The sequence below is a fragment of the Pseudomonas sp. LA5 genome (assembly GCF_028640825.1).
GTDB lineage: Bacteria > Pseudomonadota > Gammaproteobacteria > Pseudomonadales > Pseudomonadaceae > Chryseomonas > Chryseomonas aestiva.
The window spans coordinates 121,728-147,344 of the sequence record NZ_JAQYZY010000060.1 but is presented as its reverse complement, the minus strand read 5'-3'; the positions used below and the strand labels follow the sequence as shown (position 1 = coordinate 147,344).

At 65.1% G+C, this 25,617-nt stretch carries 27 protein-coding genes and 1 pseudogene; 9 read left to right on the top strand and 19 right to left on the bottom strand.

Translation table 11 applies throughout. The features are described from left to right. Nucleotides 1-5 precede the first annotated feature (5 nt). From PVZ72_RS23255 to PVZ72_RS23245, 3 genes are all read right to left on the bottom strand, one after another. A complete protein-coding gene (locus PVZ72_RS23255) occupies nt 6-668 on the bottom strand; it encodes an amino acid ABC transporter permease (RefSeq protein WP_133862070.1) in 663 nt (220 codons plus the stop codon). A 48-nt stretch (nt 669-716) separates the two neighbouring features. Further along, nucleotides 717-1,496 carry a transporter substrate-binding domain-containing protein gene (locus PVZ72_RS23250; RefSeq protein WP_236712125.1) on the bottom strand — a complete coding sequence of 260 codons (780 nt, stop codon included), beginning with the start codon at nt 1,494-1,496 and terminating at the stop codon, nt 717-719. Between the two features lie 265 nt (nt 1,497-1,761). Beyond that, a complete protein-coding gene (locus tag PVZ72_RS23245) occupies nt 1,762-3,225 on the bottom strand; it encodes an N-acyl-D-amino-acid deacylase family protein (protein ID WP_144956061.1) in 1,464 nt (487 codons plus the stop codon). A 173-nt stretch (nt 3,226-3,398) separates the two neighbouring features. Here PVZ72_RS23245 and PVZ72_RS23240 point away from each other — a divergent pair, with 173 nt between their 5' ends. The 3 genes from PVZ72_RS23240 (at nt 3,399) to PVZ72_RS23230 (ending at nt 7,209) form a co-directional block, all read left to right on the top strand. Beyond that, the gene (locus PVZ72_RS23240) at nt 3,399-5,417 is read left to right on the top strand and encodes a methyl-accepting chemotaxis protein (RefSeq protein ID WP_273863101.1); all 2,019 of its coding nucleotides are present in this window, start codon (nt 3,399-3,401) and stop codon (nt 5,415-5,417) included. A gap of 96 nt (nt 5,418-5,513) precedes the next feature. Beyond that, nucleotides 5,514-5,945, top strand: a complete 432-nt coding sequence (locus PVZ72_RS23235) for a LexA family protein (protein ID WP_133862066.1) — start codon at nt 5,514-5,516, stop codon at nt 5,943-5,945. Continuing rightward, on the top strand, nt 5,938-7,209 hold the full coding sequence (locus PVZ72_RS23230; RefSeq protein WP_273863099.1) for a Y-family DNA polymerase: 1,272 nt from the start codon (nt 5,938-5,940) through the stop codon (nt 7,207-7,209). Before PVZ72_RS23235 ends, PVZ72_RS23230 begins: the two co-directional genes overlap by 8 nt. 15 nt (nt 7,210-7,224) lie before the next feature. Here the strand turns inward: PVZ72_RS23230 and cycA are convergent, their stop codons facing one another. Next, nucleotides 7,225-8,607 carry a D-serine/D-alanine/glycine transporter gene (gene cycA, locus PVZ72_RS23225; protein ID WP_187981217.1) on the bottom strand — a complete coding sequence of 461 codons (1,383 nt, stop codon included), beginning with the start codon at nt 8,605-8,607 and terminating at the stop codon, nt 7,225-7,227. Nucleotides 8,608-9,341: 734 nt separating this feature from the next. Here cycA and PVZ72_RS23215 point away from each other — a divergent pair. Both PVZ72_RS23215 and PVZ72_RS23210 read left to right on the top strand, forming a co-directional pair. Further along, nucleotides 9,342-11,030: pseudogene (locus PVZ72_RS23215) on the top strand (ATP-binding protein); the annotation flags it as partial. Between the two features lie 295 nt (nt 11,031-11,325). Further along, nucleotides 11,326-12,522, top strand: a complete 1,197-nt coding sequence (locus PVZ72_RS23210; protein ID WP_187981219.1) for a tyrosine-type recombinase/integrase — start codon at nt 11,326-11,328, stop codon at nt 12,520-12,522. Nucleotides 12,523-12,532: 10 nt separating this feature from the next. On the opposite strand, the gene PVZ72_RS23205 is transcribed toward PVZ72_RS23210, so the two are convergent. The 12 genes from PVZ72_RS23205 to PVZ72_RS23150 form a co-directional block, all read right to left on the bottom strand. Then, nucleotides 12,533-12,736, bottom strand: a complete 204-nt coding sequence (locus PVZ72_RS23205) for a helix-turn-helix transcriptional regulator (RefSeq protein ID WP_115946727.1) — start codon at nt 12,734-12,736, stop codon at nt 12,533-12,535. Beyond that, nucleotides 12,717-12,926: a DUF7696 family protein gene (locus PVZ72_RS23200; protein ID WP_187981220.1), complete on the bottom strand. Its 210-nt coding sequence runs from the start codon at nt 12,924-12,926 to the stop codon at nt 12,717-12,719. The genes PVZ72_RS23205 and PVZ72_RS23200 overlap by 20 nt, the downstream gene beginning before the upstream one ends. Beyond that, a complete protein-coding gene (locus tag PVZ72_RS23195; RefSeq protein ID WP_187981221.1) occupies nt 12,926-13,597 on the bottom strand; it encodes a 3'-5' exonuclease in 672 nt (223 codons plus the stop codon). Before PVZ72_RS23195 ends, PVZ72_RS23200 begins: the two co-directional genes overlap by 1 nt. Then, nucleotides 13,594-13,854, bottom strand: coding sequence for a hypothetical protein (locus PVZ72_RS23190; protein WP_115946729.1), 261 nt, complete (start codon nt 13,852-13,854; stop codon nt 13,594-13,596). The genes PVZ72_RS23195 and PVZ72_RS23190 overlap by 4 nt, the downstream gene beginning before the upstream one ends. A 128-nt stretch (nt 13,855-13,982) precedes the next feature. Next, nucleotides 13,983-14,573: a hypothetical protein gene (locus PVZ72_RS23185; protein ID WP_187981222.1), complete on the bottom strand. Its 591-nt coding sequence runs from the start codon at nt 14,571-14,573 to the stop codon at nt 13,983-13,985. Nucleotides 14,574-14,598: 25 nt separating this feature from the next. Next, nucleotides 14,599-17,316 carry a toprim domain-containing protein gene (locus PVZ72_RS23180; RefSeq protein WP_187981223.1) on the bottom strand — a complete coding sequence of 906 codons (2,718 nt, stop codon included), beginning with the start codon at nt 17,314-17,316 and terminating at the stop codon, nt 14,599-14,601. 2 nt (nt 17,317-17,318) lie between these two features. After that, on the bottom strand, nt 17,319-17,537 hold the full coding sequence (locus PVZ72_RS23175) for a hypothetical protein (protein ID WP_115946732.1): 219 nt from the start codon (nt 17,535-17,537) through the stop codon (nt 17,319-17,321). Then, entirely contained in the window at nt 17,537-17,779 is a 243-nt protein-coding gene (locus PVZ72_RS23170; protein WP_187981224.1) for a hypothetical protein, read from the bottom strand. The genes PVZ72_RS23175 and PVZ72_RS23170 overlap by 1 nt, the downstream gene beginning before the upstream one ends. A 74-nt stretch (nt 17,780-17,853) precedes the next feature. Next, nucleotides 17,854-18,213: a hypothetical protein gene (locus PVZ72_RS23165; RefSeq protein ID WP_187981225.1), complete on the bottom strand. Its 360-nt coding sequence runs from the start codon at nt 18,211-18,213 to the stop codon at nt 17,854-17,856. Further along, nucleotides 18,210-18,569, bottom strand: coding sequence for a hypothetical protein (locus PVZ72_RS23160; RefSeq protein ID WP_187981226.1), 360 nt, complete (start codon nt 18,567-18,569; stop codon nt 18,210-18,212). The genes PVZ72_RS23165 and PVZ72_RS23160 overlap by 4 nt, the downstream gene beginning before the upstream one ends. A gap of 105 nt (nt 18,570-18,674) precedes the next feature. Beyond that, a complete protein-coding gene (locus PVZ72_RS23155; RefSeq protein ID WP_187981227.1) occupies nt 18,675-19,157 on the bottom strand; it encodes a YmfL family putative regulatory protein in 483 nt (160 codons plus the stop codon). Nucleotides 19,158-19,186: 29 nt separating this feature from the next. After that, the gene (locus tag PVZ72_RS23150) at nt 19,187-19,405 is read right to left on the bottom strand and encodes a DNA-binding protein (RefSeq protein ID WP_187981313.1); all 219 of its coding nucleotides are present in this window, start codon (nt 19,403-19,405) and stop codon (nt 19,187-19,189) included. Nucleotides 19,406-19,481: 76 nt separating this feature from the next. On the opposite strand from PVZ72_RS23150, the gene PVZ72_RS23145 reads away from it, so the two are divergent. The 4 genes from PVZ72_RS23145 to PVZ72_RS23130 all read left to right on the top strand — a co-directional run bounded on the left by PVZ72_RS23145 (nt 19,482) and on the right by PVZ72_RS23130 (nt 22,488). Then, entirely contained in the window at nt 19,482-19,835 is a 354-nt protein-coding gene (locus PVZ72_RS23145) for a helix-turn-helix domain-containing protein (protein WP_252977273.1), read from the top strand. Nucleotides 19,836-19,955: 120 nt separating this feature from the next. Next, nucleotides 19,956-20,417 carry a DUF2511 domain-containing protein gene (locus tag PVZ72_RS23140; RefSeq protein ID WP_187981228.1) on the top strand — a complete coding sequence of 154 codons (462 nt, stop codon included), beginning with the start codon at nt 19,956-19,958 and terminating at the stop codon, nt 20,415-20,417. Nucleotides 20,418-20,800: 383 nt separating this feature from the next. Continuing rightward, on the top strand, nt 20,801-21,229 hold the full coding sequence (locus PVZ72_RS23135) for a hypothetical protein (protein ID WP_108582886.1): 429 nt from the start codon (nt 20,801-20,803) through the stop codon (nt 21,227-21,229). Continuing rightward, nucleotides 21,226-22,488, top strand: coding sequence for a Y-family DNA polymerase (locus PVZ72_RS23130; RefSeq protein WP_273863098.1), 1,263 nt, complete (start codon nt 21,226-21,228; stop codon nt 22,486-22,488). The genes PVZ72_RS23135 and PVZ72_RS23130 overlap by 4 nt, the downstream gene beginning before the upstream one ends. Before the next feature lie 427 nt (nt 22,489-22,915). Here PVZ72_RS23130 and PVZ72_RS23125 read toward each other — a convergent pair whose 3' ends face one another. The 3 genes from PVZ72_RS23125 to PVZ72_RS23115 form a co-directional block, all read right to left on the bottom strand. Next, the gene (locus PVZ72_RS23125) at nt 22,916-23,713 is read right to left on the bottom strand and encodes a hypothetical protein (protein ID WP_187981230.1); all 798 of its coding nucleotides are present in this window, start codon (nt 23,711-23,713) and stop codon (nt 22,916-22,918) included. A gap of 194 nt (nt 23,714-23,907) precedes the next feature. After that, complete coding sequence (locus PVZ72_RS23120) at nt 23,908-25,176, bottom strand: phage late control D family protein (protein WP_187981231.1); 1,269 nt, start codon at nt 25,174-25,176, stop codon at nt 23,908-23,910. Then, nucleotides 25,173-25,616, bottom strand: a complete 444-nt coding sequence (locus tag PVZ72_RS23115) for a phage tail protein (protein ID WP_187981232.1) — start codon at nt 25,614-25,616, stop codon at nt 25,173-25,175. Before PVZ72_RS23115 ends, PVZ72_RS23120 begins: the two co-directional genes overlap by 4 nt. Between the last annotated feature and the right edge of the window lies 1 nt (nt 25,617).

Here is a 25,617-nt window from a genome sequence, read left to right as displayed (position 1 = left end):
GGCTCCTAGCGGGTCAGGCTCAGCCGCCGCTCCAGCTGGCGCAGCAGCAGGGCGATGACGTAGCAGGTGAGGATGTAGAGGGCGCTGGTCACCAGCCAGGTCTCGATGACCCGGTAACTTTCCAAGTTGATCTTGCGCGCCTGGTAGGTCAGTTCCGGCACGGCGATGGCCGCCGCCAGGGAGGTGTCCTTGAACAGCGAGATGAAGCTGTTGGAAAGCGACGGCAGCACGTTGCGCAGCATCACCGGAATGATGACGTAGGCCTTGATCTGCCATTCGCGCAGGCCGATGGCCAGACCGGCCTCGCGCTGGCCCTTGGGAATGGCCATGAGGCCGCCGCGAAACACCTCGGCCAGGTAGGCGCCGGCATAGAGCGCCAGGGTGATGAGAAAGGAGCTGAGCTTGTCCAGGCGGATGCCGATGCTGGGCAGGGCGAAGTACAGCAGGAGGATCAGCACCAGGATCGGGGTGTTGCGCACCAGGGTGACGTAGCCCGCTGCCAGCCAACGCAGCGCCCGCACCGGTGAGAGCAGGGCGAAGGCCGTGGCCAGGCCGATCAGGCAGCCGATGGCGATGCCCACCAGCGCCAGCTGCAGGCCGAGGGCGAGCCCGGCCAACAGGTGGTCCAGGTTCTGCCACACGGGGGCGAAGTTGAGGGTGTAGTTCATGCTCGACGTCTACCTAGAGGGCGCGGACAGGCCGCGCCGGGGCCAGGATCACTTGAACTCGACGGGGAAGCCGATCGCCGGGGACGGCAGCTCGACGCCGAACCACTTCTTGAAGGAAGCCTGGTAGGTGGGGAATTCCACACCGGTCATGGCCTCGTGCAGGGCGGTGTTGACGAAGTTCAGCCAGTCCTGGTCGCCGCGCTTGACCGCACAGGCGTAGGTCTGGGGACTCCAGGCGTAGTCGGGCGAGCGGTAGCGACCGGGATTCTGGGTCATCAGGTACTTGACCGAGGACTGGTCGGTGGCCACGGCGTCGGCGCGACCGGTGCCCAGGGCCTGGTAGAGCAGGTCGACGCTGTCGTACTGGTCGACCTTGGCGCCGGGCAAGGCCTGGTGCACCAGTTCCTCGGCATAGACGTTCTGCAGCACGGCCACGGTCAGGTCGCTCTTGGCCGCCTTGAGGTCATCGATCTGCTGGTAGCGGCTGTTGGCCGGCAGGAGCAGGGCCACACCCTCGCGGTAGTAGGGCAGGGTGAAGGCGACCTGCTGGGCGCGGCTGGCGGTCACGGTGATGAACTGGCAGCTGATGTCGACCTTGTCGGTGAGCAGGTTGGGAATGCGCGCATCCGAACCCTGCACGACGAATTCGACCTTTTCCGGATCGTTGAACAGGCCCTTGGCGATGACCTTTGAGATATCGATATCGAAGCCCTGCAACTTGCCGTCGGCGCCCTGGAAGTGCCAGGGGGCGTTGGTGCTGCCGGTACCCACGACCAGATGGCCGCGCTTGAGCACGTCATCCAGCTTGGCCGCCTGGGCGCCGGTCATGGCGACCAGGCCGACCAGCAGCGCCAGCGTTTTCCACCCCTTCGTCTTGGCTGTCATCGCATGTCTCCTTTTCCGTTATAGCGGAAGTATGTTCGTAACAACGGAATAGATTGCAGCGACTGTGCCAGCTATTCGCATGACGTTGCAAATCAAGGGCTTGGCACGGGGGACAGGCAGCCGAAGGGGTTCCCGGTGCGCCAAGGGGCACCGGGAGGTGGCGGAAGGTAACGGGGATGCACCAGCTGGAGGCGTTACCTGGTAGCGCTCAGGCGGAACGTGGGAAGGTCGACCGCAGATCCCCGGCGCGCGGCAGGAAGCGACCATGACGCTCGCCAATGGCTTGCCCCGGTGCATAGGCCAGTTGCCCATTCACCCAGACCGCTTCGATGCCTTCGGCAGGCCGTTGCGGCTCGCTGAAGTCGGCCACGTCGCGGATGCGGGCGGGGTCGAACAGCACCAGATCGGCCTGGGCGCCGGGCTCGATCAGGCCGCGACCCGCCAAGCCGAAGCGGGCGGCGGAGAGGCCGGTCATCTTGTGCACGGCGGTGTGCAAGGGAAAGAGGCCGAGGTCGCGGCTGAAGTGACCGAGCACCCGCGGGAAGGCGCCCCAGAGTCGCGGATGGGGGAAGGGGTCCTCGGGCAGGCCATCGGAGCCGATCATGCTCAGCGGATGGGCGAGGATGAGGCGCACGTCGGCTTCGCTCATGCCGTAGTAGACGGCACCGGCCGGTTGCAGGCGGCGGGCGGTGGCCTGCAGGTCCAGGCCCCAGTCGGCGGCGATGGCGGCCAGGTCGCGGCCGCCGCACTCGGGATGCGGGGTGGACCAGGTGATGGTGATGCGGTGGCGGTCGGTGACCTGCCTGAGATCCAGGGTGGAGGAGCTGGCGGCATAGGGATAGCAGTCGCAGCCGACCGGCTGGCCGTGGGCGGCCCGCGCCAGAGCGCCGAGCAACTCCGGCGCGCGGCCCCAGTTGTCCACCCCGGCGCACTTGAAGTGGGACACCACCACCGGCGCCCGGGCCTGGCGACCGATGTCCAGGGCTTCGTCCAGGGCCTCGTGCACCGCGGCGAATTCGCTGCGCAAATGGGTGGCATAGAGTCCGCCCACGGCGTCCAGCTCGGCGGCCAGCTCCGCCACCTCCGCGGTTGGCGCCGCCATGGCGGAGGCGTAGGCCAGGCCGGTGGAGAGCCCCAGAGCGCCAGCGGCCAGGCTGTCGCGCAGTTCGGCGCGCATGGCAGCGATCTCGGCAGGGGTGGCGGCACGCTGGAGATCGTCCAAGTGATTGCTGCGCAGCGCCGTGTGCCCGACCAGGGCGGCGACGTTGACGCCGGGGCGGGCCTGCTCCACCGCCGCGCGATAGGCAGTAAAGGTGGGATAGCTGAAGGCCGCGGCCGGGCCCAGCAGATTCAGCGGATCCGGCGGCTCGCCACGCAACCGCACCGGGGCGGCGCTGATGCCGCAGTTGCCGACCACCACGGTGGTGACCCCCTGACTGAGCTTGGGCAGTTGCTCAGGGCGGCGGATGACCATGGTGTCGTCATGGGTATGGACATCGATGAAGCCGGGCGCCAGCGCCAGGCCGCGGCCATCGCGGACCTCCCGTGCCGGTTGCCCGGCCAACTGACCGAGTGCCTGGATACGCTCGCCGGCAATCGCCACGTCGAGAACCCGGCCCGGACGGTCGCGACCATCCAGCACAAGGGCATTGAGAATCACTACATCATACATGCCAGAGCCATCCTACAACCGTTGGGAGACGCCTTTCGACCGTTGAGTGGCAAAGGGCCATATAAGCGAGACGGCAGGCCGATAGCGATAGAACTGTTACAGAAAACTCTGTCTATTACGTCACAAATTGGGCGGTACAGCCCAAGTGACCCTCTGCCGCCCGTGAGCCCGCCATGAATCTGTTGACCCCTGTCGTAAGCCTAATGAATCGCCTGAGATTCCCCGCCAAATTCGCCTGCCTGGCGGCCATCATCCTAGTGCCCCTGGTGTTTCTCAGCGTCTATCTCTATCAGGATATCCAGGAACAGCGGGCCGGCCTGGCCCAGGAAATCGACGGTCAGCGCTATCTGACGCAACTGGCGCCCATCGCTCGCCTGAGCATGCTGCAGCGCGCCCTGACCAAACGGCTCCAGGATGGCGATGCCTCGGCCCAGCAGGATTGGCAGAACAACCGTGACAACCTGCTCAAGGCCTATGACGATCTCGGCCGGCTGGATCGCGAACTCGGCACCCAGCTTGAAACCGGCGACCGCCTGAGCAAGTTGCGGCAGGGCGTCGAGCGCCTGCTGCAGGGAACCTCGGGCACCGCGCTGGAGGTATTCGAAGCCTGGAACCAGCAACTGATCCAGACGCTGAACTTCTTCTATTACGTCTCGGCCACCTCAGGGCTGGCGCTGGATTCGGACTACACCAGTCTCTTTCTTATCGACATCAGCTCCGTGCGTCTGCCGCGGGAAATCAACCTCATCGGCCAGCTGCGTGGCCTGGCTACCGGTCTGAGCGCCACCAACAGCTTCGATCCGGCCAGTCTCAACGTGGCGCGCGGGGTGGTGCGCCAGGAGCGGCAGACCGCCGACGAACTGGAGCAGGGCCTTAGACTCCTGGCGCGCCAAGCGCCGGAACTGGCGCAGCGCCTCAAGGGTTCCCTGGCCCAGGCGGCGGATGACTACGCCAATTTCCGTCAGGGCATGCTGTCCGCCATGAATGGCGAGGGCAAGGTCGACGGACGCGCCCTGGGGGCCCAAGGCAATGCCGTGGTCGCGCGCTACTTCAAGGTGCAGGAGGAAACGCAGGGGGTTCTCTCCCAGATGCTGGCCGAGCGGCTGGCCCATGCGACCACGCTGCGCAATCTGGTCGTGGGCCTGATCCTGGGTGCCCTGCTGCTGCTGGCCTACACCTTCGCCGGCATCTACCAGGCCATGCGCCTGGGGATCGCCGAACTGGTCGGGGTGACCGCCGCCGCTGCCCAGGGCGATCTGAGTCGCCGCGCCGCCCTGCGCGGACGTGACGAGATCGCCGACATCGGCCGTAGCCTGGACGCGATGCTGGAGGCCTTCGGTCGTTCGCTGCGGGAGGTCGATCAGGCCTCCAACGCGGTGGCTGAGGCCTCGGGATCTCTGGCTGGCTCCATTGGCCAGGCGCGTTCGACCATGCAGACGCAACAGGGCGAAACCGACCAGGTGGCCACCGCCATCACCGAGATGACCGCCAGCGTGGCGGACGTCGCCAACAACACCGAAGGTGCCGTGGCCGCCGCCCAGCAGGCCGATCAGGCCACCCGGGAAGGCACCCGGGTGATGCAGCAGACGCAACAGGCCATCGAGGCCCTGGCCGCCGAGGTGGACCTCAGCGCCACCAAGGTCGCGGCCCTGGAAAGCCACAGCCAGGCCATCGGCGGGGTCATCGCGGTAATCCGTACCATCGCCGAGCAGACCAACCTGCTGGCGCTCAACGCCGCCATCGAGGCCGCCCGGGCCGGCGAGCAGGGCCGTGGCTTCGCCGTGGTGGCCGACGAGGTCCGCACCCTGGCCTCGCGCACCCAGACCTCCACCGAGGAAATCCGCCGCATCATCGAGCAGTTGCAGGCCGCCACCGGCGAGGCCGTCGGGCAGATGCAGGCCAGTCGCGGCCATGCCCTGACCGGCGTCGCGGCGGCCGAGCAGGCCAGCGTCAGCCTGACCAGCATCGGCGCCGCCGTGGAGCGCATCGTCGACGTCAACGTGCAGATCGCCAGCGCCGCGGAACAGCAGGCCGCGGTCTCCGAGGACATCAACCGCAACACCACCGGCATCCGCGCCAGCACCCTGCAGGTCCTGGGCGGGATCGAAGCCGATGCCGGCACCGCCGAGCGTCTCGCCGGTCTCTCCCAGGACCTGCGCGGCATCGTTTCGCGCTTTCGCCTCAGCGCCTGAGGGCGCCGCTCATCGGCGAGGGTTAGGTCGGACTTTACAACACGGCAGCTGCGGATAACTGTATAAATAGACAGTTATCCGCAGGAGCGCCTTGTCATGTCCGTTACCGTCCTGGGTTGCCTGGAGTCGTCCGAGACCCGGCTGCCGCTCTATGATTTTCGCCTGCCGTGCGGCTTTCCCTCGCCGGCCCAGGATCATCTGGAGCGCCAGGTCTCGCTGGACGAACTGGTCGACCTGCGCGCGCCCCACACCTATGTCATCCAGGTCAGTGGCGACAGCATGACCGGCGCCGGGATCTTTGCCGGCGATCTGGTGATCGTCGATCGCGCCAGGCCGGCACGGGTCGGCGACATCGTGGTGGCGGTGCGCGATCGCGAACCCACCCTCAAGCGCCTCGGCCGGCGCGGCGCCCATTTCGTCCTGCTGGCGGAAAATCCCGCCTATGCGCCCCTGGTCATCGGCGAGCGCGACGACTTCGAGGTCTGGGGCGTCGCCACCCACAGCCTGAGGCGCTTCGGCCATGGCTGAGTCGGTGCTGGCGCTGATCGACTGCAACGCCTTCTATTGCAGTTGCGAGCGGGTCTTCCGCCCCGATCTCGCGCAGCGGCCGGTGGTGGTGCTGTCGAACAACGACGGCTGCGTGATCGCCCGCTCGGCCGAGGCCAAGCGCCTGGGCATCGCCATGGCCGCGCCCTGGTTCCAGGTCCGCGAACTGGCCCGGCGCGGCGAGGTCGAGGCCTTCAGTTCCAACTACGCCCTCTATGGCGATCTCAGCGATCGGGTGATGCGCACCCTGGCGACCCTGGTGCCGCGCCTGGAGCGCTACAGCATCGACGAGGTGTTCGCCGATCTGGCCGGCCTGCCCGAACCCCTGGATGCCCTCGGCCAGCGTCTGCAGGCGCGGGTGCAGAAGTGGACGGGTATCCCGGTCAGCGTCGGCATCGCCGGCACCAAGACCCTGGCCAAGCTGGCCAATGCCGCCGCCAAGCGCTGGCCGGCGCGCACCGGCGGGGTGCTGGATCTGCGCGACCCGGCAGTGCACGACTGGGTGCTCAAGCATTCGCCCATCGAAGACGTCTGGGGGGTCGGCCGGCGCCTGGCCGCGCGCCTGCGCGGGGAGGGCGTCAGCACCGCCTGGGAATTGGCCGGGCAGGACGCCTGGTCGCTGCGCCAGCGCTACAGCGTGGTGCTGGAAAAGACCGCACGGGAATTGCGCGGACTGGCCTGCCTGAGCCTGGAGGAACTGGAAGCGCCACGGCAGACGATCTGCAGCAGTCGCATGTTCGGTCGCCGCCAGTACCAGTTCGGCGCCCTGGCCGAGGCGGTGGCCAGCTACACCGCCCGCGCCGCGGAAAAGCTGCGCGCCCAGGGCTCGCTCTGTCGCACCCTGAGGGTCAGTATCCAGACCGGCATGCACGGCGCCGACGACGGCCGCTACGCCAATGCCGCCCTGCTCAACCTGCCGGCGCCCAGCGACGACACCCGGGTGCTCAACGACCAGGCCCAGGCGGGCCTGCGCGAGATCTTTCGCGACGGCTTCGGCTATGCCAAGGCCGAGGTGCTGCTGCTCGATCTCTGCGGCCGTGGCGAGGTGGCGGCGGATCTCTTCGCCGCCGCCCCGGATCCGGCCGCTGCGCGGCTGATGGCGACCCTGGACGCCATCAACGGCCGGTTCGGTCGCGAGACCCTGAGACCGGCACGGATTCCGCGCGATCCCGCCTGGCAGATGCGCCGCGACCTGCTCAGCCCGCGCTACACCACCCGGCGCGATGAACTCTGGACGGTGGGCTGAGCGCCCAGCGCCAGTCTAGCCGGCGCGTACCGCCCGCCGCCCGCGCCACCAGTAGCCCACGCCCAGCAGCAGGAACCACAGCGGACTGGCCAGCAGCGCCTGGCGGGTGTCGTCCTGCAGGGTCAGCAGGACCAGCACCGCGGCGAAGAAGGCCAGCACCCCGTAGCACACCCAGCGTCCGCCGGGCAGGCGAAAGGCCGAGGCGGCATGGCGCTCCGGACGGTTGCGGCGGTACGCCAGCCAGGCCAGCAGGATCAGCGACCAGACGAACATGAACAGCACCGCGGCCAGGGTGGTGACCAGGGTGAAGGCGGTGACCAGGTTGGGGATCAGGTAGATCAGCACCGTACCCAGCAGCAGGCACAGGCAGGACAGCACCAGCCCGCGCGCCGGCACCGCCGCCCGCGAAAGGCGGGTGAGGCCGCGTGGCGCATGACCTTCGCGGGCCAGGCCATAGAGCATCCGGCTGGTGGAGAAGATGCCGCTGTTGGCCGAGGAGGTGGCCGAGGTCAGCACCACGAAATTGATCAGGCTGGCGGCCATGGGCACGCCGGCCAGCACGAAGAGTTCGACGAAGGGGCTCTTGTCCGGCACCACCTGGCGCCAGGGCGTCACCGCCATGATCACCACCAGCGCCAGCACATAGAACACCAGGATGCGCAGCGGAATGGAATTGATCGCCCGCGGCAGGTTGCGTCGCGGATCGGCGGTTTCGGCGGCGGTGGTACCCACCAGTTCGATGCCGACGAAGGCGAAGACGGCGATCTGGAAACCGGCGAAGAAACCGCCCAGCCCCATGGGAAAGACGCCGCCGTCGTTCCACAGATTGGCCAGGCTGGCGACGTTGCCCGAGGGCGACTGGAAGCCCCAGAGCACCAGGCCGAAGCCGGTGACGATCAGCGCGCAGATGGCGACGATCTTGATCAGCGCGAACCAGAACTCCAGCTCGCCGAACAGCCGCACGGTGACCAGGTTGAGCCCCAGCAGGAGCAGCACGCAGAGCAGCGCCGGGATCCAGGGGGCGAGGCCTGGAAGCCAGAACTGGGCATAGGCGGCGATGGCGATGACATCGGCGATGGCGGTGACGATCCAGCAGAACCAGTAGGTCCAGCCGCAGAAGAAGCCGGCCCAGGGGCCGAGCAGATCGGTGCAGAAGTCGATGAAGGACTTGTAGTCCAGGTCCGACAGCAGCAGTTCGCCCAGGGCGCGCATGACAAAGAACAGGGCGCTGCCGATGATCAGATAGACCAGCAGGATCGAGGGGCCGGCCAGGGCGATGGTCTTGCCCGAGCCCATGAACAGGCCGGTGCCGATGGCGCCGCCGATGGCGATCAGTTGCAGATGGCGATTGGACAGGCTGCGTTGCAGCCCCTCGGGCGGGGTGGAAGACGCGGACATGACGAGCGGATACCTGACAGCGACAGCGGGGGCCACACGGTAAGAGATGCACGGCGGACGTGCCAGTCGTTTCACCGGGACAGCATGCCGCAGGGCCGGCCTGCCACTGATGGGGGCGGCGGCGCCGTCGGTCACCTGGAACTCTGGCAGGCAGGCTCGTACCTGCCTATCATGGCCATCCGGGCTCCTGCAGCGGACCCGGACGGCCACGAGATCCCTCAGTGCCTCTGCCAGTGAGTCGTCCCTTGTCCTATCTCGAAAGTTTCGCCTGGGAAACCACGCCACTGGGCGCGCGCGCCAGCTGGCCCGTGGCCCTCCGGACTACCTACGACCTGCTGATGGCGTCCCCCTTCGCCATGTGCGCCACCTGGGGCGCGGAGCAGACGCTGATCTACAACCAGGCTTACGCCCCCTTTCTCGGCGCGCGACATCCTGCCGCATTGGGGCAGCCGATCGATAAGGTCTGGGCGGAACTGTGGGACGAGATCGCGCCGCTGATCGAGCGGACGCTGTCCGGCGAGGCACTGCACTTCGTCGACAAGCACTTCGTGATGACCCGCAACGGCTATCCCGAGGACACCTACTGGAGCTTTTCCTACAGCCCGCTGCGTGACGGTGAGGCCATCGTCGGCATGCTCAACATAACCACCGAGACCACTGCCGGCGTCCAGGCCCACCACCAGCGCGATGTGGCCGAGGCCGCCCTGCGCCGGCACAACTTGACCCTCGAACAGGAACTCTCGGCGCGCATCGACGAGCGCGACAGCGCGCGCGCCGCGGAGAGCAGCGTGCTGGCCGCCGCCGAGCGTGTACAACTGGCCCTCGCCGCCGGTGCCATCATCGGCACTTGGTACTGGGACCTGCCCACCGACAGATTCACCGTCGACGAGGCCTTCGCCATCAACTTCGGCCTCGACCCGGCGCTGGGCCGCGATGGCCTGAGCCTGGCGCAGGTGGTGGCCACCGTCCACCCGGACGACCAGGCCGGCCTGGCCGCGGCCATCGCCGACGTCATCGCGCGCGGTGGGCGCTATGCCCACCAGTACCGGGTCCGCCGCAGCGACGGCCGCTACTACTGGCTGGAGGCCAACGGCCACGTCGAACTGGCTCCGGACGGTACCCCGCTGCGCTTCCCCGGCGTGCTGCTGGACGTGGATGCCCGGCGTGCCCTGGCCGACGAGCGCGACCGTGCCCTGGCGGAGTTGCGCGACCTGACCGCCACCCTGGAGCAGCGCGTCGAAGAGCGCACCGAGGAACTGCGCCGCTCGGAAGAAGCCCTGCGCCAGTCGCAGAAGATGGAAGCGGTCGGCCAGCTCACCGGCGGCCTGGCCCATGATTTCAACAACCTGCTCGCGGGGATCTCCGGCAGCCTCGACCTCATGAGTCTGCGCATCGGCCAGGGGCGCTTCACCGAGCTGGAAAAATACCTGTTGGCCGCCCAGGGCAGCGCCAAGCGCGCCGCGGCCCTGACCCACCGGCTGCTGGCCTTCGCCCGCCGCCAGACCTTGGCCCCGGAGGCCACGGTGGTCAACCAGCTGGTGGGCGGCATGCTCGACCTGGTGCAGCGCACCGTGGGGCCGGCCATCCAGGTGCACTTCACCAGTCTGCCGGACGACCAGCCCTTGCTGGTGGACCAGTCCCAGCTGGAAAACGCCCTGCTCAATCTGTGCATCAACGCGCGCGACGCCATGCCCAAGGGCGGGCGTATCCTCATCGCCGCCAGTCATCGCACCCTCGGCGAAGGGGACAGCCGCGATTTCGAACTGGCCCCCGGGCGCTATCTGCACCTGAGCGTGACCGATACCGGCAGCGGCATGCCGCCGGAGGTCGCCGCCAAGGCCTTCGAACCCTTCTTCACCACCAAGCCGATGGGGCAGGGCACGGGCCTTGGGCTGTCGATGATCTATGGCTTCGCCCGCCAGTCGGGCGGCCAGCTGCGGCTGCGCTCGATGCCAGGCGAAGGCACTACGGTCTGCCTTTACCTGCCCCTGCGACCGGTGGGGCGACCATGCGGCTTGCCTCTGGCAGCGGGCCAGCCCGGTCTGCTGGAAGGTGCCCATGCCACGGTGCTGGTGGTCGACGACGAACCCACGGTGCGCATGCTGGTGACCGATCTGCTGCGCGAACTGGGCTACGTCATCATCGAGGCCGCCGACGGCGCCGGCGGCCTGGAAGTGCTGCACTCCGATGCCCGTATCGATCTGCTGGTCACCGACGTCGGCCTGCCCGGCGGCATGAACGGTCGCCAGCTGGCCGACGCCGCCCGGGTCCAGCGTCCGGCACTCAAGGTGCTGTTCATCACCGGCTTCGCCGAAACCTCGCTGCTCAGCGACGGCCACCTGGAGCCCGGCATGGCGATCCTCACCAAGCCCTTCGCGGTGGAGGCCCTGGCGCAGCGGGTGAGGAGCCTGGTAGCGGGGTAGGTTTCGCGCACGCAAAACCCCTTGGCAGAGCCCGGAAACGCAACGGCCCCCAATCAGCGTGTCCGCAAGGACTGATTGGAGGCCGCCTGAAATCTGGAGCGGGCGAAGGGAATCGAACCCTCGTCATGAGCTTGGGAAACTGCTCCGCCTAGAATCTCAGGCTGATTCATGAAGTGTCAGATTGGCGCTGGAAGCCAGTAGAATCGCGGGCTTCCATACCCTTGGGCTGTCTCACCTCGTCTCAGGCGAAACCACCTTGATTCCGGCGAACGGCCCCCAGAAACGGACCCCAAACATGCTGACGGAAAAGCAGATCCGCGCACTCAAGCCGCGAGAGAAGGAGTACTCGGTTTCAGACGGCCGCACTGCCCGGGGCGAGGGTGTCCTGGTGCTCCGGGTGCGGCCCAATGGCTCCAAGGAGTTCTATTACCAGCGCCGGATCGGCGAGCAGAAGAGCAAGCGCAAGCTGGGTAACTGGCCGGCATTGACGCTGACGGATGCGCGCGATCGCTGCCGGGACGAAAAGGAGCTGGTGGCGGCCGCTGGCACTTTCCAGGAGCTGCTGGATTCGTATCTGGCGAAGCTGGAAGGGGAGGGGGCGGCCTCGGCTGGTAATGTGGCCTGGTCGTTTCGGCATTACGTCTGCGAGCCATTCCCGGGACTGGTGAAGCGGCCGGCATCGCTGATCGGTCCTGCGGACATTCGGGACATCATCAGCCGGATGATCGATAACGGCGTCACTACCTACTGCAACCGAGTGCGATCGCAGCTGCACGCAGCGTTCCAGGCGGGACTTGAGCAGGAATACAACCCGCGTAGCTATCTGCAGGTGAAGGTGCGCTTCGGCCTGCAGAGCAATCCAGTGGCCAGCATCCCAGTGCAAGAGGACTGGGAGCAGCCTGGAGACCGGGCGTTGTCGAAGGTCGAACTCCGGACGCTCTGGCAGCTGCTGCCGGAGAAGTTGTCTCTTACCACCGCCGAGCTGCTCCGCTTCCTCATCGCCGCCGGAGGTCAGCGGCCGGAGCAGCTGCTCGCGTCTGATCGATCGATGTACCACGACGACCACCTGGTGATTCGCAGCGCGAAGGGCCGGGTCCAGGGGGAGCGGCAGTTGCACGTGGTGCCGTTCAACGAGCCGATGCGTCAGGTGCTGCACACGATGGACGAGATCGATGAGCAGAGTACCTATCCGTTCCAGGGCCGGGTCCTGGGCCAGCCGCTCAACGTGCAGTCACTGTCCAGGGCGGTGACAAAGCTCTATCAGCGGCATGAGAAGGCATTCGCCGGGCCGTTCACGCTGCGCGACCTGCGACGGACCTGCAAGACGCTGATGGCCAGCGCCGGGCTGAGCAAGGAGTTGCGGGACCGGATCCAAGGGCACGCCTTTAACGACGTATCGTCGAAGCACTATGACCGCTATGACTACTTCGAGGAAAAGCGGGCCGGTCTGCAGGTGTGGGCTGAGTGGTTGGAGCGGAACGTCAGCAAGTAAAAGGGGCTGCTCACGCAGCCCCGCCTTGCCATCTCATCGGGTCGCTCTGCCATCCGGCAATGGCCGACTCACGCCAGCCGACCCGACCAGGGGTAATGTTGACCGGCGGCGGAAACTGGCTGGCCTTCACCAGTCGCCAGATGGTGGCGCGCGAGAGAGAGGTCACCGCGACCACCTCTTCCTCGCGCAGAAATCTATCCAGCTTGCTGGCCATTGGTCTCTTCCTCACGTAGGCGCCGGTACTGACGGCGCATCTCTTGAATCAGGTTCTCAGCCGCGGCAGCGCCGCGATGCTTGGTGATGGTTGCCCGCAACTCTTGGACCCGCTCGGGCGAACTGTAGCCCTTACCGATCCAGGCGCGCGCCTCGGCCTCGAGGAGCTGTTGGACGTCCTCGATCGGCATTACCTGACCTGCTGATCAGTGGGCTGCTGGTAGGAATGCTCCAGCGATGCCACTCGGCTGGCTTCGGCCTTGGCGCAGTCCAAGCGGAGGGCATGGACGGACAAGGCCTGGATCAGCTGGTGGGCTTCGTGGCGGGCGTCGTGCAGGGCGTGGTGGCGGATGCCCTCGAAGTCGCGCAGCTTGGCGGCGGGGTACAGGTCCAGCAGGGTCCGCAGATCTCGCTCCTCACGGTGGTGCCAGGGCACCAGGTTGTCGCCGATACGGTAGGCGTTGCCCAAAATGATGCAGTCGAAACTTGGGCTGTTGCCCCAGATCCGCCGTTCCACGTCGGCGAGATAGCCGTCCTGGTCGGCTTTAGGCGTCGATTGCTGCAGCAGCCAGGCGGAGAAGAGCAGCAGCGCGGCCCGGATGTCGTCCCGATCGCGGCTGCCGTCGATCTCGGCCCGGGCCTCGGGCGACTGCTGCCACCACCATTCGATGGTTTCGCTGTCAGGCACGGCGCCGCGGGCGATGGCGGATTCCAGGTCGACGCGGCTGTAGAACTCGCCGGCGATCGCCGCGGTGGCGGTGCCGGCACCGGTCACGGCAACGGCGCCGATGGACAGGATCGGGGCGTTGTTGCACTGGCCGAGGGTTTCCAGGTCGATGACGATGTCGATGCGGTGCTTCATGCGCTTGCTCCGGTGTGCTGCTGGGCCGGCTTGGCCAGGGTGGTTTCGATGACCTCGGCGTCCTCGGCGGTCAGGGCGCCGAGGGTGTTGGCCATGCTGGCCAGGGCGAGGAGGTGGATGCGATCGCCGCTGGAGCGGCTGACCTGGTAGCGGATGACCGCCTCGCCCAGCAGGGCGGTGGCCTGGCAGCGTTGCACCAGGGCCGGGTGGAGCGTGATAGGCTGAGCATTGCTACTGCGCTGGTTTACGTTAGGCATGATGTTTCTCCAGTGGTGGTGGTCGGCCTGGGCGAGTTGGCGCTCCCCAGGCCTCTTTCTTTCCGGCGTCCCTTCAGCGGATCCGGACCTTCTCTCCTCGATCACGAACAGTTGGGCGCTCCCGGCCCTCAAGCTGCCTCCCGGTTGTAGTCGCGGCGGGCGGCGTCGTAGTGGCTGGGCAGGATCTCCTCAGCACCGTCGATCCAGCCAGCGCTGGGCTTGCCTGCGGCGACGTTGGCCAGGTGCTTGTCCTGGTCGATGCAGAAGCCCAGGCAGAAGTAGGCTGAGCCGTGCTGGGTGAAGAACAGGCCGCCGCTGAGCAGCAGGTTGCCGGTGTTCACGCCCAGGCGATCCCAGAACGCATGCACGTCGAGCGACGCCGGGCAGTGCTCCTGCCACAGCTGGACCAGACGCTGGTGCTCGACCTGGAGGGCTTCGCGCTCCGCCTTGGGCATGCCCTTGGCCGTCTTCGGCTTGACGCGCAGGCGACGGAAGCCCCACTGATCAGGTCGGCACCAGTGGACGTCCAGCTCCTGGCCTCCCTTGAGCTTTATGCCGCCGGGCATGACGTCGGTCGTGGAGCGCAGCAGGGCGACCTCACCGCGGAAAGCCTCGCCCAGACGATCAGCAGCGAGCCGCAGGGCTTGGCGCTGGTTGAAGCAGTCCTGGACGATGGCGACGACTGCAGGGTCTGTGGAGCGGTAGTGGTATTGCTGCATGGTGTCTCTCCTTGGGGGGGGCAGATCAGGGCTTGAAGTGCCAGCACTTCACGTTGGGTTCTTTCTTCTCGCTCAGGGGGTTGCGCAGCATTTCGCGGGTGCGAATCGCGCTGGACGTGGAAACGTTGATGCCCAGGAGCTTGTGCCGGCGGCAGTCGGGCAGCATGCGGCGCAGGGTGTTGAGGTCCGGGATCTTCTGCTTGAACTCAGCGGCCTTCTCAGCGAACTGGTTGAGGTTGATGGCGATGAGGTCGTCGGGCTTCTTGGCGTGATTGACCATGGCGTGGTCGCCGCGCGATTCCAGGTAGTCGTACACGGCCCAGAATTCGTCCAGCTCGGCTGGATCGGCGCTGATCGCGCTCTGGCGCTCCATGGCCATCTGCAGCAGCTGCTGATCACAGGCAGCCAGGTGGGTCTCGCTCAGCGGCAGGATCAGGGCCAGGCAGTCCACCAGGGCCAGGATCATGGCGTGGTTCTTCACCACCCGGGCCGAGCGCAGGGCGCTCATCTTGCGCAGCCGCTGACGGTGGTGCGGGTAGCGCTCGGCGAATAGGGCCATGACCTGGGGCTCGGCCTTGATGGCCTTGACCAGGAAGTGGCTCAGCTCCTCGATCTCCATCAGGTTGATGGCGTCCGCGGCCGCGCTGCTGGCCTCGGTGATCTTGGGCTTGGTGAAGTGCAGCTTCACGATCCGCGAGAGGATGGCTTCGTGGCCCGTCACCGGCGCGTTCTGGCTGATGACGATGGTCCCGCGGAAAGGCGGCTCGTAGGTTTCGTTGGTGTTGTTCTTGACGCCGCGGGTCCGCAGCAGACCGCCGCCGAAGAAGTCCTTCAGCTCGTCCCAGTCAAAGCTCTTGGTGTTGGCGGCATCGCTGTTGCGGTCGCCCTCGAGGAGCACGACCGGCATGCCGGCAACCTGGCCCATGGCGCGGCTGCGGCCAGAGGCCGAGCCCTTGGTCGGGTCGAAACCTTCGTAGTTTCGGCCGAACAGCTTCCAGATGAAGACCAGTAGGGTGGACTTGCCGGCGTCGGGCTCGCCAGTCACTTCCAGGAAGGGAAAGCTCTCGTATTGGCCGCGGATCTGCTCGGCGAACAGGGAGCCGAACCAGTAGGTGAGGGTGATCAGGCCCTTGGCACCGAAGCATAGCCAGAGCTTGGGCAACCAGTCTTCGCGGTAGCCGGTGCTATCGGGCTGCGCCTTGATCTTCAACAGCGACGGGGACTTCACCCGGCGCTTGCCCAGCTCGAAGTAGTCCTCGCTGTTGGCCTTGACCACGTTGCCGTTGTGGCAGGCGATGTCGTTGAAGATGTAGGCCTGGTGGTCCTTGCTGTAGCCCATGAAGTCGATGGTCTCGACGGTCTTCACGCCCTCGGTTTGGGTGATGACGATCTGGTCCAGGTGCTTCTGGGTGCCGAGCCAGGTGGCGCCGGCGTGCAAGAGCTTGGCCTTGAATTCACCGCTCGAGGCCATCTGCTTGGGCGTGAAGGCCAGCTTCTCGGCCGGGCCGTCGTGGGGCGGGTTGACGCGGAGGTAGTACCAGGCCTCACCGGTGGATTCGCTGATCTGCTTGTAGAGGGTCTCGAAGTTGCAGTTGGCCAGCAACTTGAGCGAGCAGACGTTCTCCAGGGCGCGGCGGCGGGCGCTGTTCTCGTTGAGCATCCGGTCCTCGGGCTCGTCGCTGTCCAGGATGGCGCGCTGCTCTTCGTCCAGCTTGCTGAGGTCGAACTTGGCCCAGTACATGCGGTTGCCGAAGTCGAAGTAGAACTCGCTGCTCGCTTCCTCGAAGCCGTAGATCCGCAGCGCCTTCTCCTTGGGGGAGTCGGCCAGCAGCAGGGTGCCTTGGTGGTGGGCGATCTCCAGGTCTCGCTCAATGCGGTCTTTGCGCTTGTCCTCTTTCTCGAACATCCAGCGCTGGTGCAGATCGTTCCAGTCGACCTTGCGGCCACCTGGTTGCGGAATCTGAGCGGCTTCCTGGTTGCGATAGCCGAGGTCCTTGGCCAGGCGTACCCACTTGCGGATGTTCTCCCTGGCGGTCGGCTCGTTATCCAGGGCCCAGACCAGTTTCGGCAGCTTGGGGCCGCGGGTACGGGCCAGCTCCTTGAGGGCTTCCTCAGGGAAGGGCGCGCTCGACATCATGGAGACGGCCGGGATGCCGTGATGCAGCAGGGCGATGGCGTCGAAGATCCCCTCGACGATCCACAGCTCCTGGACCAGCAGCAGGTCAACGGTCGGCGGCACCCAGAGCTTGCCCTTGTAGCTCCAGGCCGGCTTGAAGCGGGCTTTCTTGCTACCGAAGCGATTCGGGCGATCGATCAGCCGTTCCCAGTAGCCGCCGGCGGGCATTTCGAAGCGCACGGTGGCCGAGCCGATGTCGAGGTCGCGGTCCCAGTAGTTCTCCTGGGTGTACCAGCCTTTGATCAAGCCCAGATCGAAGCCGCGGGCGAACTGGAGGTAGCCATCGGCACTAGCGGCCGGGGCGTCGTTGGTGGGCTTGAAGCGCTCGGACCAGTCCTCGAACAGGTCGCTATAGAGCTCCTTGACGTGCCAGGTCTGGCCACACTTCGCCTCGCGGCCGCACTTCACCACCCAGGGATTGGCGTGGCTGGTGAAGAGCTCGGTCTTGTGGCACGCCGGGCAGGTGCCCTTGCGCATGTAGTCCGTGCCGTTGATGTGCCGCAGGCCGAGGTCAGCCTCGAGGCGCTGCAGCACGTCGGCGCGGAGCTGGTGATCCATTTGGTACATGCTCAGAACTCCGCCGCGCGGCCGGTACCGAGGTCGCGCACCAGGCGCAGGTCGCCGCCCTCATGGCGTTCGGCGTCGGTGGCCAGGATGTTCAAGGCGCGGGCGAGCTCGCGCAGCTCGGCAGGGGTCCAGAAGTCTTCCTTGCCCAGGGCGCCGTCATTGGAAACGACCAGGGGCTGGCCGGCGTTGCGGTGAAGGGTGACATCGAGCTGGCGGCGCATCAGTTGGCCTCCTGGGTGGCGAGCTGAGCGCGGATCAAGCGGGCGGTCTGGTCGGCGGCGAGCTGGGAGGGGAAGCGGCGGAGGATGGCGGCGCGGCGGTTGGTGAGGTCCTCGATACGCACGTAGCGGGGCTCACCCCAGTGCTGCTGGACGGTGTAGTCGGCTCGGCCTTGAAGCCAGCGGGCGAAGGCTTCGGCGGCTTCGGCCGGCAGCTCGAGGTGGACGTTGAGGGTGTTCGGCATGATGTTTCTCGCTGCAAAAAGGCGCAGTTCACCCATACCCACGCAAGGCGGGCATGGATCAGGTATTCAGGGGCTTAGCGGGAGGCGTTCTGTCGCGTGCCGGGGTCTTCGTCGATCAGGGCGTCGAAGATCTCCACGACCGGAATGCAGTAGCGCAGGCCAGTGGCCGGGTTGACCAGGACAACGACGTCGCCGGTGCTGGCATCGATGTCCAGGAAGCGGTGGCCCTTGAGGGCTTCGAGTTGATCACTGGCACGAGCGACCAAGCGCTCGGCGGTGTGCTGGGGCACGCCCATCAGCTGCAGGTGCGCGGCGGCGGCATCCTGCAGGGCCTGGCTGCGGCCGAGGTGCTTTGCTTCGTGGTTGCGCAGGTAGGCCAGGGCAGCAGCCTGCATGGTGTCGAGGTAGTCGGCGGGGTGGTTGGTGGTGGTCACGATGCGATGTCCTCTCTGACGTGCTGCTGCTGGTCTTCCTCGATCTCGTCCTGGAGCAAACTCAGCTGCTCTTCGCGGATGACCAAGTTGTTCTCGTACACCTTCTGCGCCATGGCGTTGAGGTGGCTGGTGCTGGGTGGTAACTCGCAAGCCGGCGCATTCGGCAATCCACTTGGGCTGGCCAGGTGGGTCAGCTCGGTATGGGCGTAAAACGATGCGCTGCAGGGCGCGAAGTGACACTGGAATACCTGCTGTCGCAGGAACACGTGGGCAAACCAGCTGGTCCGGCAGACCAGGGGCGCACCGCAGAAGCAGCACCAGAACTGCCCCTTCTTCTGTTTCTTGAACAAAGCCATCTATCTTCCCTGCCGCCTGTGGCGGCTCCGGCCTGGCCGGTTTCTGGCGCTCCGCGCCGACTACGTGCCCGCTGTCCTAGCAGGCTTTCAGGGTTCGCCGTCAGGCTAGTGTTTTGGGCCCGTTGCCTTGGCCGCGTGCAGCGTGATCACCGCCCAGACCTCTTCCTCGCGTGCCGCCATATGCCGGCGATGCGCGCCGAGGATCTGCTCGATCTCCTTCGCATCAATGACGCCGTCCTCGAGCGCCTGGCCGATGATCTGGTCCACCAGGCCACGCTTGACGGCGGTCTTCACCGAGCGGGCGTAGAGGTCCAGGTTGTCCAGGTCGCCGATCTCGGCCTGGCGCACGAAAAAGCCGCCGTACTGATAGGCCAGGTAGTCCACCAGGTGGGTGGTGCCGGTCTCCTGCTCGAGCAGCAGGATCTGGGCGTCACTCAGCGGGCGGCAGCCGGCGGTCTCGTAGGCGTGGTTATCGAATTTTTTGAGCGGCAGGCCGAGGCGGGCTGCGGCGCATTCGCGACCACCGGGATATGCACAGATCACGGCACTGATGACCTGGCGGCGGGTTTCTAGGGCAGGGCGTTTCATCTTCCAGTATCTCCCTGGGCCAGCTGGCCCTACAGTTGCGCCGCATTGGCAGTCGGGATCTCGCCCTGCTTGATACCGAGTAGAACTGCCGCACGGTGCGACTCGCCCCGGCGACCTTTCTTGCGGCCGTTGAGCAGGTCGCTGACCAGATTTTTATTTAGCGAATGGGTACGGCAGAACTCGGCTAGGGATATGCCCGCTCGGTCCAGCTTGGCGCGGGCTTGCTCAGGGGTAAGAGGGGCGGGCATAGTGTTCATCTGTGTTCAATCGTGTTCATTCGATGCTGATTATGCACCCGAGCGGACGCATGTCAAAGGAATTTGTGTGCAAGCGCGTGCATTAGGCGACAGATTGCGCCAAGAAAGAGACCGCCTGCAGTTGACGCAGGATGAATTAGGTCAACTGGGCGGCGTGAATCGAAACTCGCAAGGAAAGTACGAGAAGGGAGAACGGAATCCTGATTCCGTATACCTGGAGGCCGTCGCTGCAGCAGGCGTCGACGTGCTTTACGTGCTGACCGGGAAGCGCCAGCCTTTGGAAGAAGTTGCCCTTGCTCCAGATGAGCAGGAAGTCGTCACCTACTACAGGGGAATGTCCGACGTCAGCAAAGATGCTGTTCGCCGAATGACCTTCGCCCTCGCCGCTCAGGACGGCGCACTGGACTCCGGCAAGGCGTAAGCCCTGTCGGCCCCGGCCATGGGGGCCGGGAAGCATGGATTCCACAAGGAGCAGTTCCATGACCCATCACCATCGCTCGCTCGCGAGCTGCCTCCCTGCCTCCTTTTCAGGAGGTGTCGCATGGCGCTGACGCCCTGTAAGACCTGTAGCCACCAGGTGGCGCCGACGGCCAAGGTTTGCCCTGGTTGCGGGGTCAAGAACCCAGGTATCCGTCTGAAGCACTACTTCTACGGCCTGGCGTTCATCACGGTCGCGGGTTGGTTTTTCATCAAGGTTCTGGGTGCGCCGTCCACAGCAGATCGCGAGAAGATCACGGCAGAAGAGTACGGCCAGGAATGGCCCTTTACCGTGCCTGCCGTGCTACTGGATTGCGAGCCACCGGCTTATACCGTCGTGCTCGTTGGCGACACCACCTACGCCGTCAATGGCTCGGCACGATCCAAGGCAGCGAAGATGGGCTGGCATGATCTGACCGAGATCTGGCGCGACGATCCAAAATCGGTTGGCACTGGCACGACTTGGAAAGTCCCGATACCTACTGAGATGATCCAGCGAGCGCTTGCCCGCTGCCCTAAGCCCTGATCTACAAGCCCGGCCTCTACGCCGGGCTTTTCGTATTAAGTAACCCTTAAGGGTTGGCGACCTACGTCACAAAATGTACTGTATACAAATACAGTAATGTGAGGGGCATGCAACCATGGAGCAGGTGAGTTACACCCAGGCTGAGCCGCGACAACGTCGAGAAGACGCTGTGCGCCTGGTGGAAGTCGAGCGAGAAATGCTTGATGCCTTCCGTCACCTTTCCAGCGCCGATCAGGGGCGCATCCTGCTGTTGACGCGCAGCCTGCGCTGGGCTGCCGGTCCCTTACCTCCCCGCCCGTAGACACCACTCGTCGCTTCGTCTGTTGACCTCTCTCTAAAGCCAGCACCTATACTGTTTAAATGTACAGTATCAGGGTGCCATCATGGACGCTTTCAAGACACGGGGTCGCAGACTCGCGCAGCTCGCGCTCTCCCAGGCGCGGTTGAAGATCACCGGCTTCCAGAGCCCGGCCGAGGATCACGCGCAGCTGCCACTCTCGATCGATGAGGCGATTGGCTGGGGCGCACCCAACCTCTGGCTCTGGTTGGTGAACAGCGAGGCCCTCGCGGGGCTGAGCATCCATCAGGGTGACGTCCTGGTCGTGGACCGTGCCGGCGATGTCGAGCCCGGGCGAGCGGTGATCGTGGTGGCCGACTGTGAGCACCGGCTCTGCACGGTGCTGACCACCCAGGAGCGGCAGCAGCTGCTAGCGACGATAGGGCGTGATGGCCACCCGCGGCCTCTGGACTTGATCGGCGAAGTGGAGCTCTGGGGCGTGGTGGACTTCCTGATGCGAGACCTTCGGCCATGAGCGTCTACGCGTTGATCGACTGCAACTCCTTCTACTGCAGCTGCGAGCGGCTGTTCCGGCCAGAGCTGAACGGGCGGCCGGTGGTGGTGCTGTCGAACAACGATGGATGTGTGATCGCCCGAAGCCGCGAAGCCAAAGCCCTGGGCATCGGCATGGGCGTGCCGTACTTCCAGAATCGGGCCTTCCTGCGCCAGCACAACGTTGCTGTCTTCAGCTCCAATTACGAACTCTATGCTGACGTCTCGAATCGAGTGATGCGGACCATCCAAGGCATGGTGCCGGACCTGGAGGTGTACTCCATCGACGAATGCTGGGCGGATCTCACTGGTATGCCGGGCGACCTCGACGCGCTCGGCCGGGAGATCCAGGCGCGGGTTCGGCGCTGGGTCGGCATCCCGGTCGGCGTGGGAATCTCGACGACCAAGACACTGGCCAAGCTGGCCCAGTGGGCCGGCAAGACCTGGCGCGCGACGGGAGGGGTAGTGGACCTCACCGACTCGCTTCGGCAGGGGCGCCTGCTGCCGCTGGCACCAGCGGGTGATGTGTGGGGCGTGGGCCGCAAGCTGACCACTCGGCTGCAGGGGCTCGGGATCACCACGGCCGAGGAGCTGGCCCGGGCCGACCTACGGATGCTGCGCAAGGAGTTCTCCCGCGTCCTGGAGCGGACGGCGCGAGAGCTACGCGGCGAGCAGTGGATGCGCCTGCATGAAGCACCGCCGCTGAAGAAGGAGATCATCAGCTCGCGGATGTTCGGCCACCGGGTGTACCGCCTCGAAGCGCTACGCGAGGCGATGGCCACCTATGTGACCCGGGCTGCCGAGAAGCTGCGCGAGCAGGGGTCGCTGTGCTCCACGCTGCTGGTGAGCATTCAGACAGGCCAGCACGAACCCGAGGAGCGCCGCTACTACCGCAGCATCGGTATCCAGTTGGCGCACCCGACTGATGACACGCGCACTCTGGTGCAGGCCGCGCTGGCCGGACTGGACCCGATCTATCGCGAGGGCTACGCCTACTCGAAGTGCGCGGTGGTGCTGGGCAGCATCGTCCAGACGGACGAATTCACCCCGGATCTCTTCGCCCCGGCCGGGCAGGGACGACCCAGCGAGCTGATGCAGGTGGTGGACCGGATCAACGCGCGGTACGGGCGGGCGGCGCTGCACGTAGGGCGGGTTCCCGCCGATCCGGGCTGGCAGATGCGGCGGGAGCTATTGTCGCGGGGGTATACGACGCGGTGGGGGGAGTTACCGCGGGCGGGGTAAATTTTATTTAACCCGATATTAACGACTGCCCAGTTAAGCAGCCGGTGCCAATATAAGCTGTTGAATGTCGTCGATACGAGCTAAGCATCTTAGCTTGTGATCCTCGACATCTTCGGCACAGAATCCCGAGTTCAACTGATAATCTGCATCGCATCTTCTTTCGTGAAGCGTGCGCAGGGAAATTCCAAGCTTGCGGATCATCCTACGGCGATCCATATCCTTCCCAAGGTCTTGAGAAAGCAGCTCCCGCAATTTCGCGTGAGAAGGTCCTGGTATGGCGCTTGGGGGAGGGGTGTAGTTGTTTTCAGCGAAATCGTAAGCGTAGTGATAGAGGCTGTAGTACATCCGAGATATCGCGTTGCGATACTTTATCTCAGTGTCCGCGTCCTCACATAGACGAACAGCTTCCTGCTGGATTTCGTTAAGATTAACTGACAATTTCGAACTCCTTTCGATTGTCTTCAGCCGGAAACCTGCGGAAGCTAAAAGAAAGCTTTTCCCAGGACTCTATATTTAGATCTTCAGCGATAAAATCATGTAGCTCTTCATTCATTTCGAACAAAGTTTTACCGTCCGCGTTTACAGCGAACATTGCATGCAAGATGCCCTGCCCACCGAAATTACCTTGCCTGTGAGTAAAGGACATCAATGCAAGATTACGTCGCTTTGCAATTTCCTCGACCTTGGCTGAAACGGCCTGAAGATCTTTACTGGAGATCTTTAGGCGCTCTGCTATATCGGCATACTGGAGAGCGGCGTTCATGTAGGGCAACTCCTCAAATGGAACTTCAGGCAGCTTGTCCTTGCACTCGTATACTACATCCGGAAGGAGTTCTATTCTTCCGGTAAGTAGTATCAAGTTAAGCAGGTATCCAATGGCTGCGAGGGAGCGCGGAGAAAGTTTGACAGCTTTGTAAAAGTAGTCAACGGATTCTCCATAATGCAAAAATTTCTTTAGAGAGACGCCATAATTACAATGGACTTGTGAGTTGTGAGGCGCTGCTGCAATAGACTGCCTATGTGCCTTATTGCATGCCGCCTCGTTTTCAGAGATTGCGTATAAAATACCTTCCAGCATCAAGCCTGATACAAGGTTGATCGCTTTAATCTCGGAGATTTCACGCTCAAAAGCTTTAATTTCGAATTGAGTGATTGGCTCACTACGCTCAACTGTTGCTACTAGTCTGTCATGTAAACTACTAGCTTTCGTTTTGAGCTGTACCATCAAACCTCCGGTCGGCTTCCGTTGCCTGGTATTGACTGTCTGTGTGCCTTTGTGATATGGCGAGCGACAGATATAACATAGTTTAGGTGACTAAAGGTTCATTGTCATTAACTGTGCTGATATACAGCCTGTCGGCCGACCAAGCGTATCTATAGGACTTATCCATGTAGCGGTCGTTCTCCGGAAAGCTTTAATCAGCGTTCGGATTGCAGGGTTTTCGCCCATTCCCGCTCCACAGCTCGCTTCGCCGTCGCCTTGGTGGCGTACAGGTGCCGCAGCCGCCGCGGCTTGCTCTGGTCGCCCTCGGTGAGTGTGTGCTCCTTGCCGGTCTTGGGGTCGCGGTAGTAGGCGATGATCCCGGTGTAGTCGCCTTGGATCTCGTCGACCAGGTCGGCGACCAGGTCCTCCGGCAGCTTGGCTTCGAGCTCCAGGCGTGTGGTGTAGCCGCCGTCCGCCGTGAGGCTGTGCTGCACGTTGCCCCCGTACCAGATGATGGCGTCGATCTCGGCCTTCATGCCCTGCAGGGTGTAGGTGAGCTCGGGCACGAGCTCAGGCCGGCCCAGGGCGAGCTGGTAGGTGAGGGTGGCGGTACCGCGCTGCAGGCGGTTCCACTCGGCCCGGGCGGCGCGCAGCGCGGAGAGCTCGTCAGTGTAGGTGTGGCGTAGGTCTTTCACGTTCTCGCCGCCGCCGGCGATGGCCTCCTTCTTTTTCGCGCTGTTGACGTCGTAGTAGAAGGCGCGGACGGCGTCGTAGCTCTCGCGGTCGGCCTGCAGGTAGCTGTGTTGGTCGCCGTCCTTGCGGGTGAGGGTGACGTGGCCCAGATCGGCACCGCTGACCGACTTGCCACCGCCGGCCGGGAGGAACAGCAGCCGGCCCGCTTTCACGGTGGCCACCGCGTCATAGTCCTCGCCCAGGCGAGTCAGCAGGTTGGCGTCCGATTCGCCCGTCTGATCCAGCTGCAGGACCTGCTGCGCCTCGAGGTCGGGCGCGATGAGCGGGGCGAGGCCCTGGCGCGCGGCCAGGACGCGCAGCACGGCGCCCAGGGTGGTGGCGCTGTAGCTCTGGTCCCGTTTGGTCTTGAGGCCCTTGCGCAGGTCGGCGCTGCGGGCGTGGATGCTCAGCACGTCGGGAGCGCCGCTGTGCTCCGTCTCGTCGACGATGTAGCTGCCCTTGTCGATCAGTCCGGTGGTGGACCAGCCCAGCCAGAGGCGAATCTTGGCGCCCCGGGGCGGGATGGCCAGCAGGCCGTCGTGGTCGGACAGCACCAGGCTCAGCTGGTCGGCCTCGAGGCCGCGGTTGTCCGTCAGGTCCAGGCTGATCAGCCGCGGCGCGATGAGGGCGCTGATGTCCTTGCCGTCGACCAGGATCTGGTAGCGCGCCTGGGCATAGGTAGCGCCCTGCACCAGGTCGCGGCCGAGGGTGCGCAGCTGGCCAGTGGCGGTGTCGAGCAGCTCCTGGATCACAGCAGTTTCCTCAGCAGAGTGCCCATGCCAGCCATGCTGGCGCCGAGCAGCTCGCGTCCTGTGTCGTCGTCAACGCGCTTCAGGGCGATGCTGAACTCGATGCGGCGCGGGGTGCCGTCCGAGAAGAAGAGCGTCTTGGTCTCGGTGATGCTCTCGATGACCCAGAGCCCGTAGATCCGCCCGCTGCCCTCGATCAGCGGCCAGGCGCCGCCGGTACCGGCCATGTAGCGCAGCACGTCCAGGCTGCTGGGCGTGCCGGCGAGCTCCGGGGCGAGCCAGCCGGGCAGGGTGATGCTGTCGTCGCCCTTGCCCAAGAACTGGCGCGCCGGCGCGGCGCCCACGCGGGAGCTGCTGGCGTGGCGGTAGTCGGTCTGCCGCTGCAGCTCCTGGTAGGCGAGGGTATAGAGGCTGAAGATGAAATTGCCGAGGGCCATCATCATG

Excerpts from the sequence above, each read along its gene's own strand:
- PVZ72_RS23115 (WP_187981232.1), bottom strand. The coding sequence starts at position 25,616 with ATGATGATGGCCCTCGGCAATTTCATCTTCAGCCTCTATACCCTCGCC.
- PVZ72_RS23235 (WP_133862066.1), top strand. The coding sequence starts at position 5,514 with ATGTCCGTTACCGTCCTGGGTTGCCTGGAGTCGTCCGAGACCCGGCTG.
- PVZ72_RS23240 (WP_273863101.1), top strand. The coding sequence starts at position 3,399 with ATGAATCTGTTGACCCCTGTCGTAAGCCTAATGAATCGCCTGAGATTC.
- PVZ72_RS23250 (WP_236712125.1), bottom strand. The coding sequence starts at position 1,496 with ATGACCGGCGCCCAGGCGGCCAAGCTGGATGACGTGCTCAAGCGCGGC.
- PVZ72_RS23130 (WP_273863098.1), top strand. The coding sequence starts at position 21,226 with ATGAGCGTCTACGCGTTGATCGACTGCAACTCCTTCTACTGCAGCTGC.
- PVZ72_RS23125 (WP_187981230.1), bottom strand. The coding sequence starts at position 23,713 with ATGGTACAGCTCAAAACGAAAGCTAGTAGTTTACATGACAGACTAGTA.
- PVZ72_RS23135 (WP_108582886.1), top strand. The coding sequence starts at position 20,801 with ATGGACGCTTTCAAGACACGGGGTCGCAGACTCGCGCAGCTCGCGCTC.
- PVZ72_RS23245 (WP_144956061.1), bottom strand. The coding sequence starts at position 3,225 with ATGTATGATGTAGTGATTCTCAATGCCCTTGTGCTGGATGGTCGCGAC.
- PVZ72_RS23210 (WP_187981219.1), top strand. The coding sequence starts at position 11,326 with ATGCTGACGGAAAAGCAGATCCGCGCACTCAAGCCGCGAGAGAAGGAG.
- PVZ72_RS23170 (WP_187981224.1), bottom strand. The coding sequence starts at position 17,779 with ATGCCGAACACCCTCAACGTCCACCTCGAGCTGCCGGCCGAAGCCGCC.
- PVZ72_RS23205 (WP_115946727.1), bottom strand. The coding sequence starts at position 12,736 with ATGGCCAGCAAGCTGGATAGATTTCTGCGCGAGGAAGAGGTGGTCGCG.
- PVZ72_RS23255 (WP_133862070.1), bottom strand. The coding sequence starts at position 668 with ATGAACTACACCCTCAACTTCGCCCCCGTGTGGCAGAACCTGGACCAC.
- PVZ72_RS23185 (WP_187981222.1), bottom strand. The coding sequence starts at position 14,573 with ATGCAGCAATACCACTACCGCTCCACAGACCCTGCAGTCGTCGCCATC.
- PVZ72_RS23180 (WP_187981223.1), bottom strand. The coding sequence starts at position 17,316 with ATGTACCAAATGGATCACCAGCTCCGCGCCGACGTGCTGCAGCGCCTC.
- PVZ72_RS23150 (WP_187981313.1), bottom strand. The coding sequence starts at position 19,405 with ATGCCCGCCCCTCTTACCCCTGAGCAAGCCCGCGCCAAGCTGGACCGA.
- PVZ72_RS23195 (WP_187981221.1), bottom strand. The coding sequence starts at position 13,597 with ATGAAGCACCGCATCGACATCGTCATCGACCTGGAAACCCTCGGCCAG.
- PVZ72_RS23160 (WP_187981226.1), bottom strand. The coding sequence starts at position 18,569 with ATGGCTTTGTTCAAGAAACAGAAGAAGGGGCAGTTCTGGTGCTGCTTC.
- PVZ72_RS23155 (WP_187981227.1), bottom strand. The coding sequence starts at position 19,157 with ATGAAACGCCCTGCCCTAGAAACCCGCCGCCAGGTCATCAGTGCCGTG.
- cycA (WP_187981217.1), bottom strand. The coding sequence starts at position 8,607 with ATGTCCGCGTCTTCCACCCCGCCCGAGGGGCTGCAACGCAGCCTGTCC.
- PVZ72_RS23175 (WP_115946732.1), bottom strand. The coding sequence starts at position 17,537 with ATGCGCCGCCAGCTCGATGTCACCCTTCACCGCAACGCCGGCCAGCCC.
- PVZ72_RS23140 (WP_187981228.1), top strand. The coding sequence starts at position 19,956 with ATGGCGCTGACGCCCTGTAAGACCTGTAGCCACCAGGTGGCGCCGACG.
- PVZ72_RS23230 (WP_273863099.1), top strand. The coding sequence starts at position 5,938 with ATGGCTGAGTCGGTGCTGGCGCTGATCGACTGCAACGCCTTCTATTGC.
- PVZ72_RS23190 (WP_115946729.1), bottom strand. The coding sequence starts at position 13,854 with ATGCCTAACGTAAACCAGCGCAGTAGCAATGCTCAGCCTATCACGCTC.
- PVZ72_RS23200 (WP_187981220.1), bottom strand. The coding sequence starts at position 12,926 with ATGCCGATCGAGGACGTCCAACAGCTCCTCGAGGCCGAGGCGCGCGCC.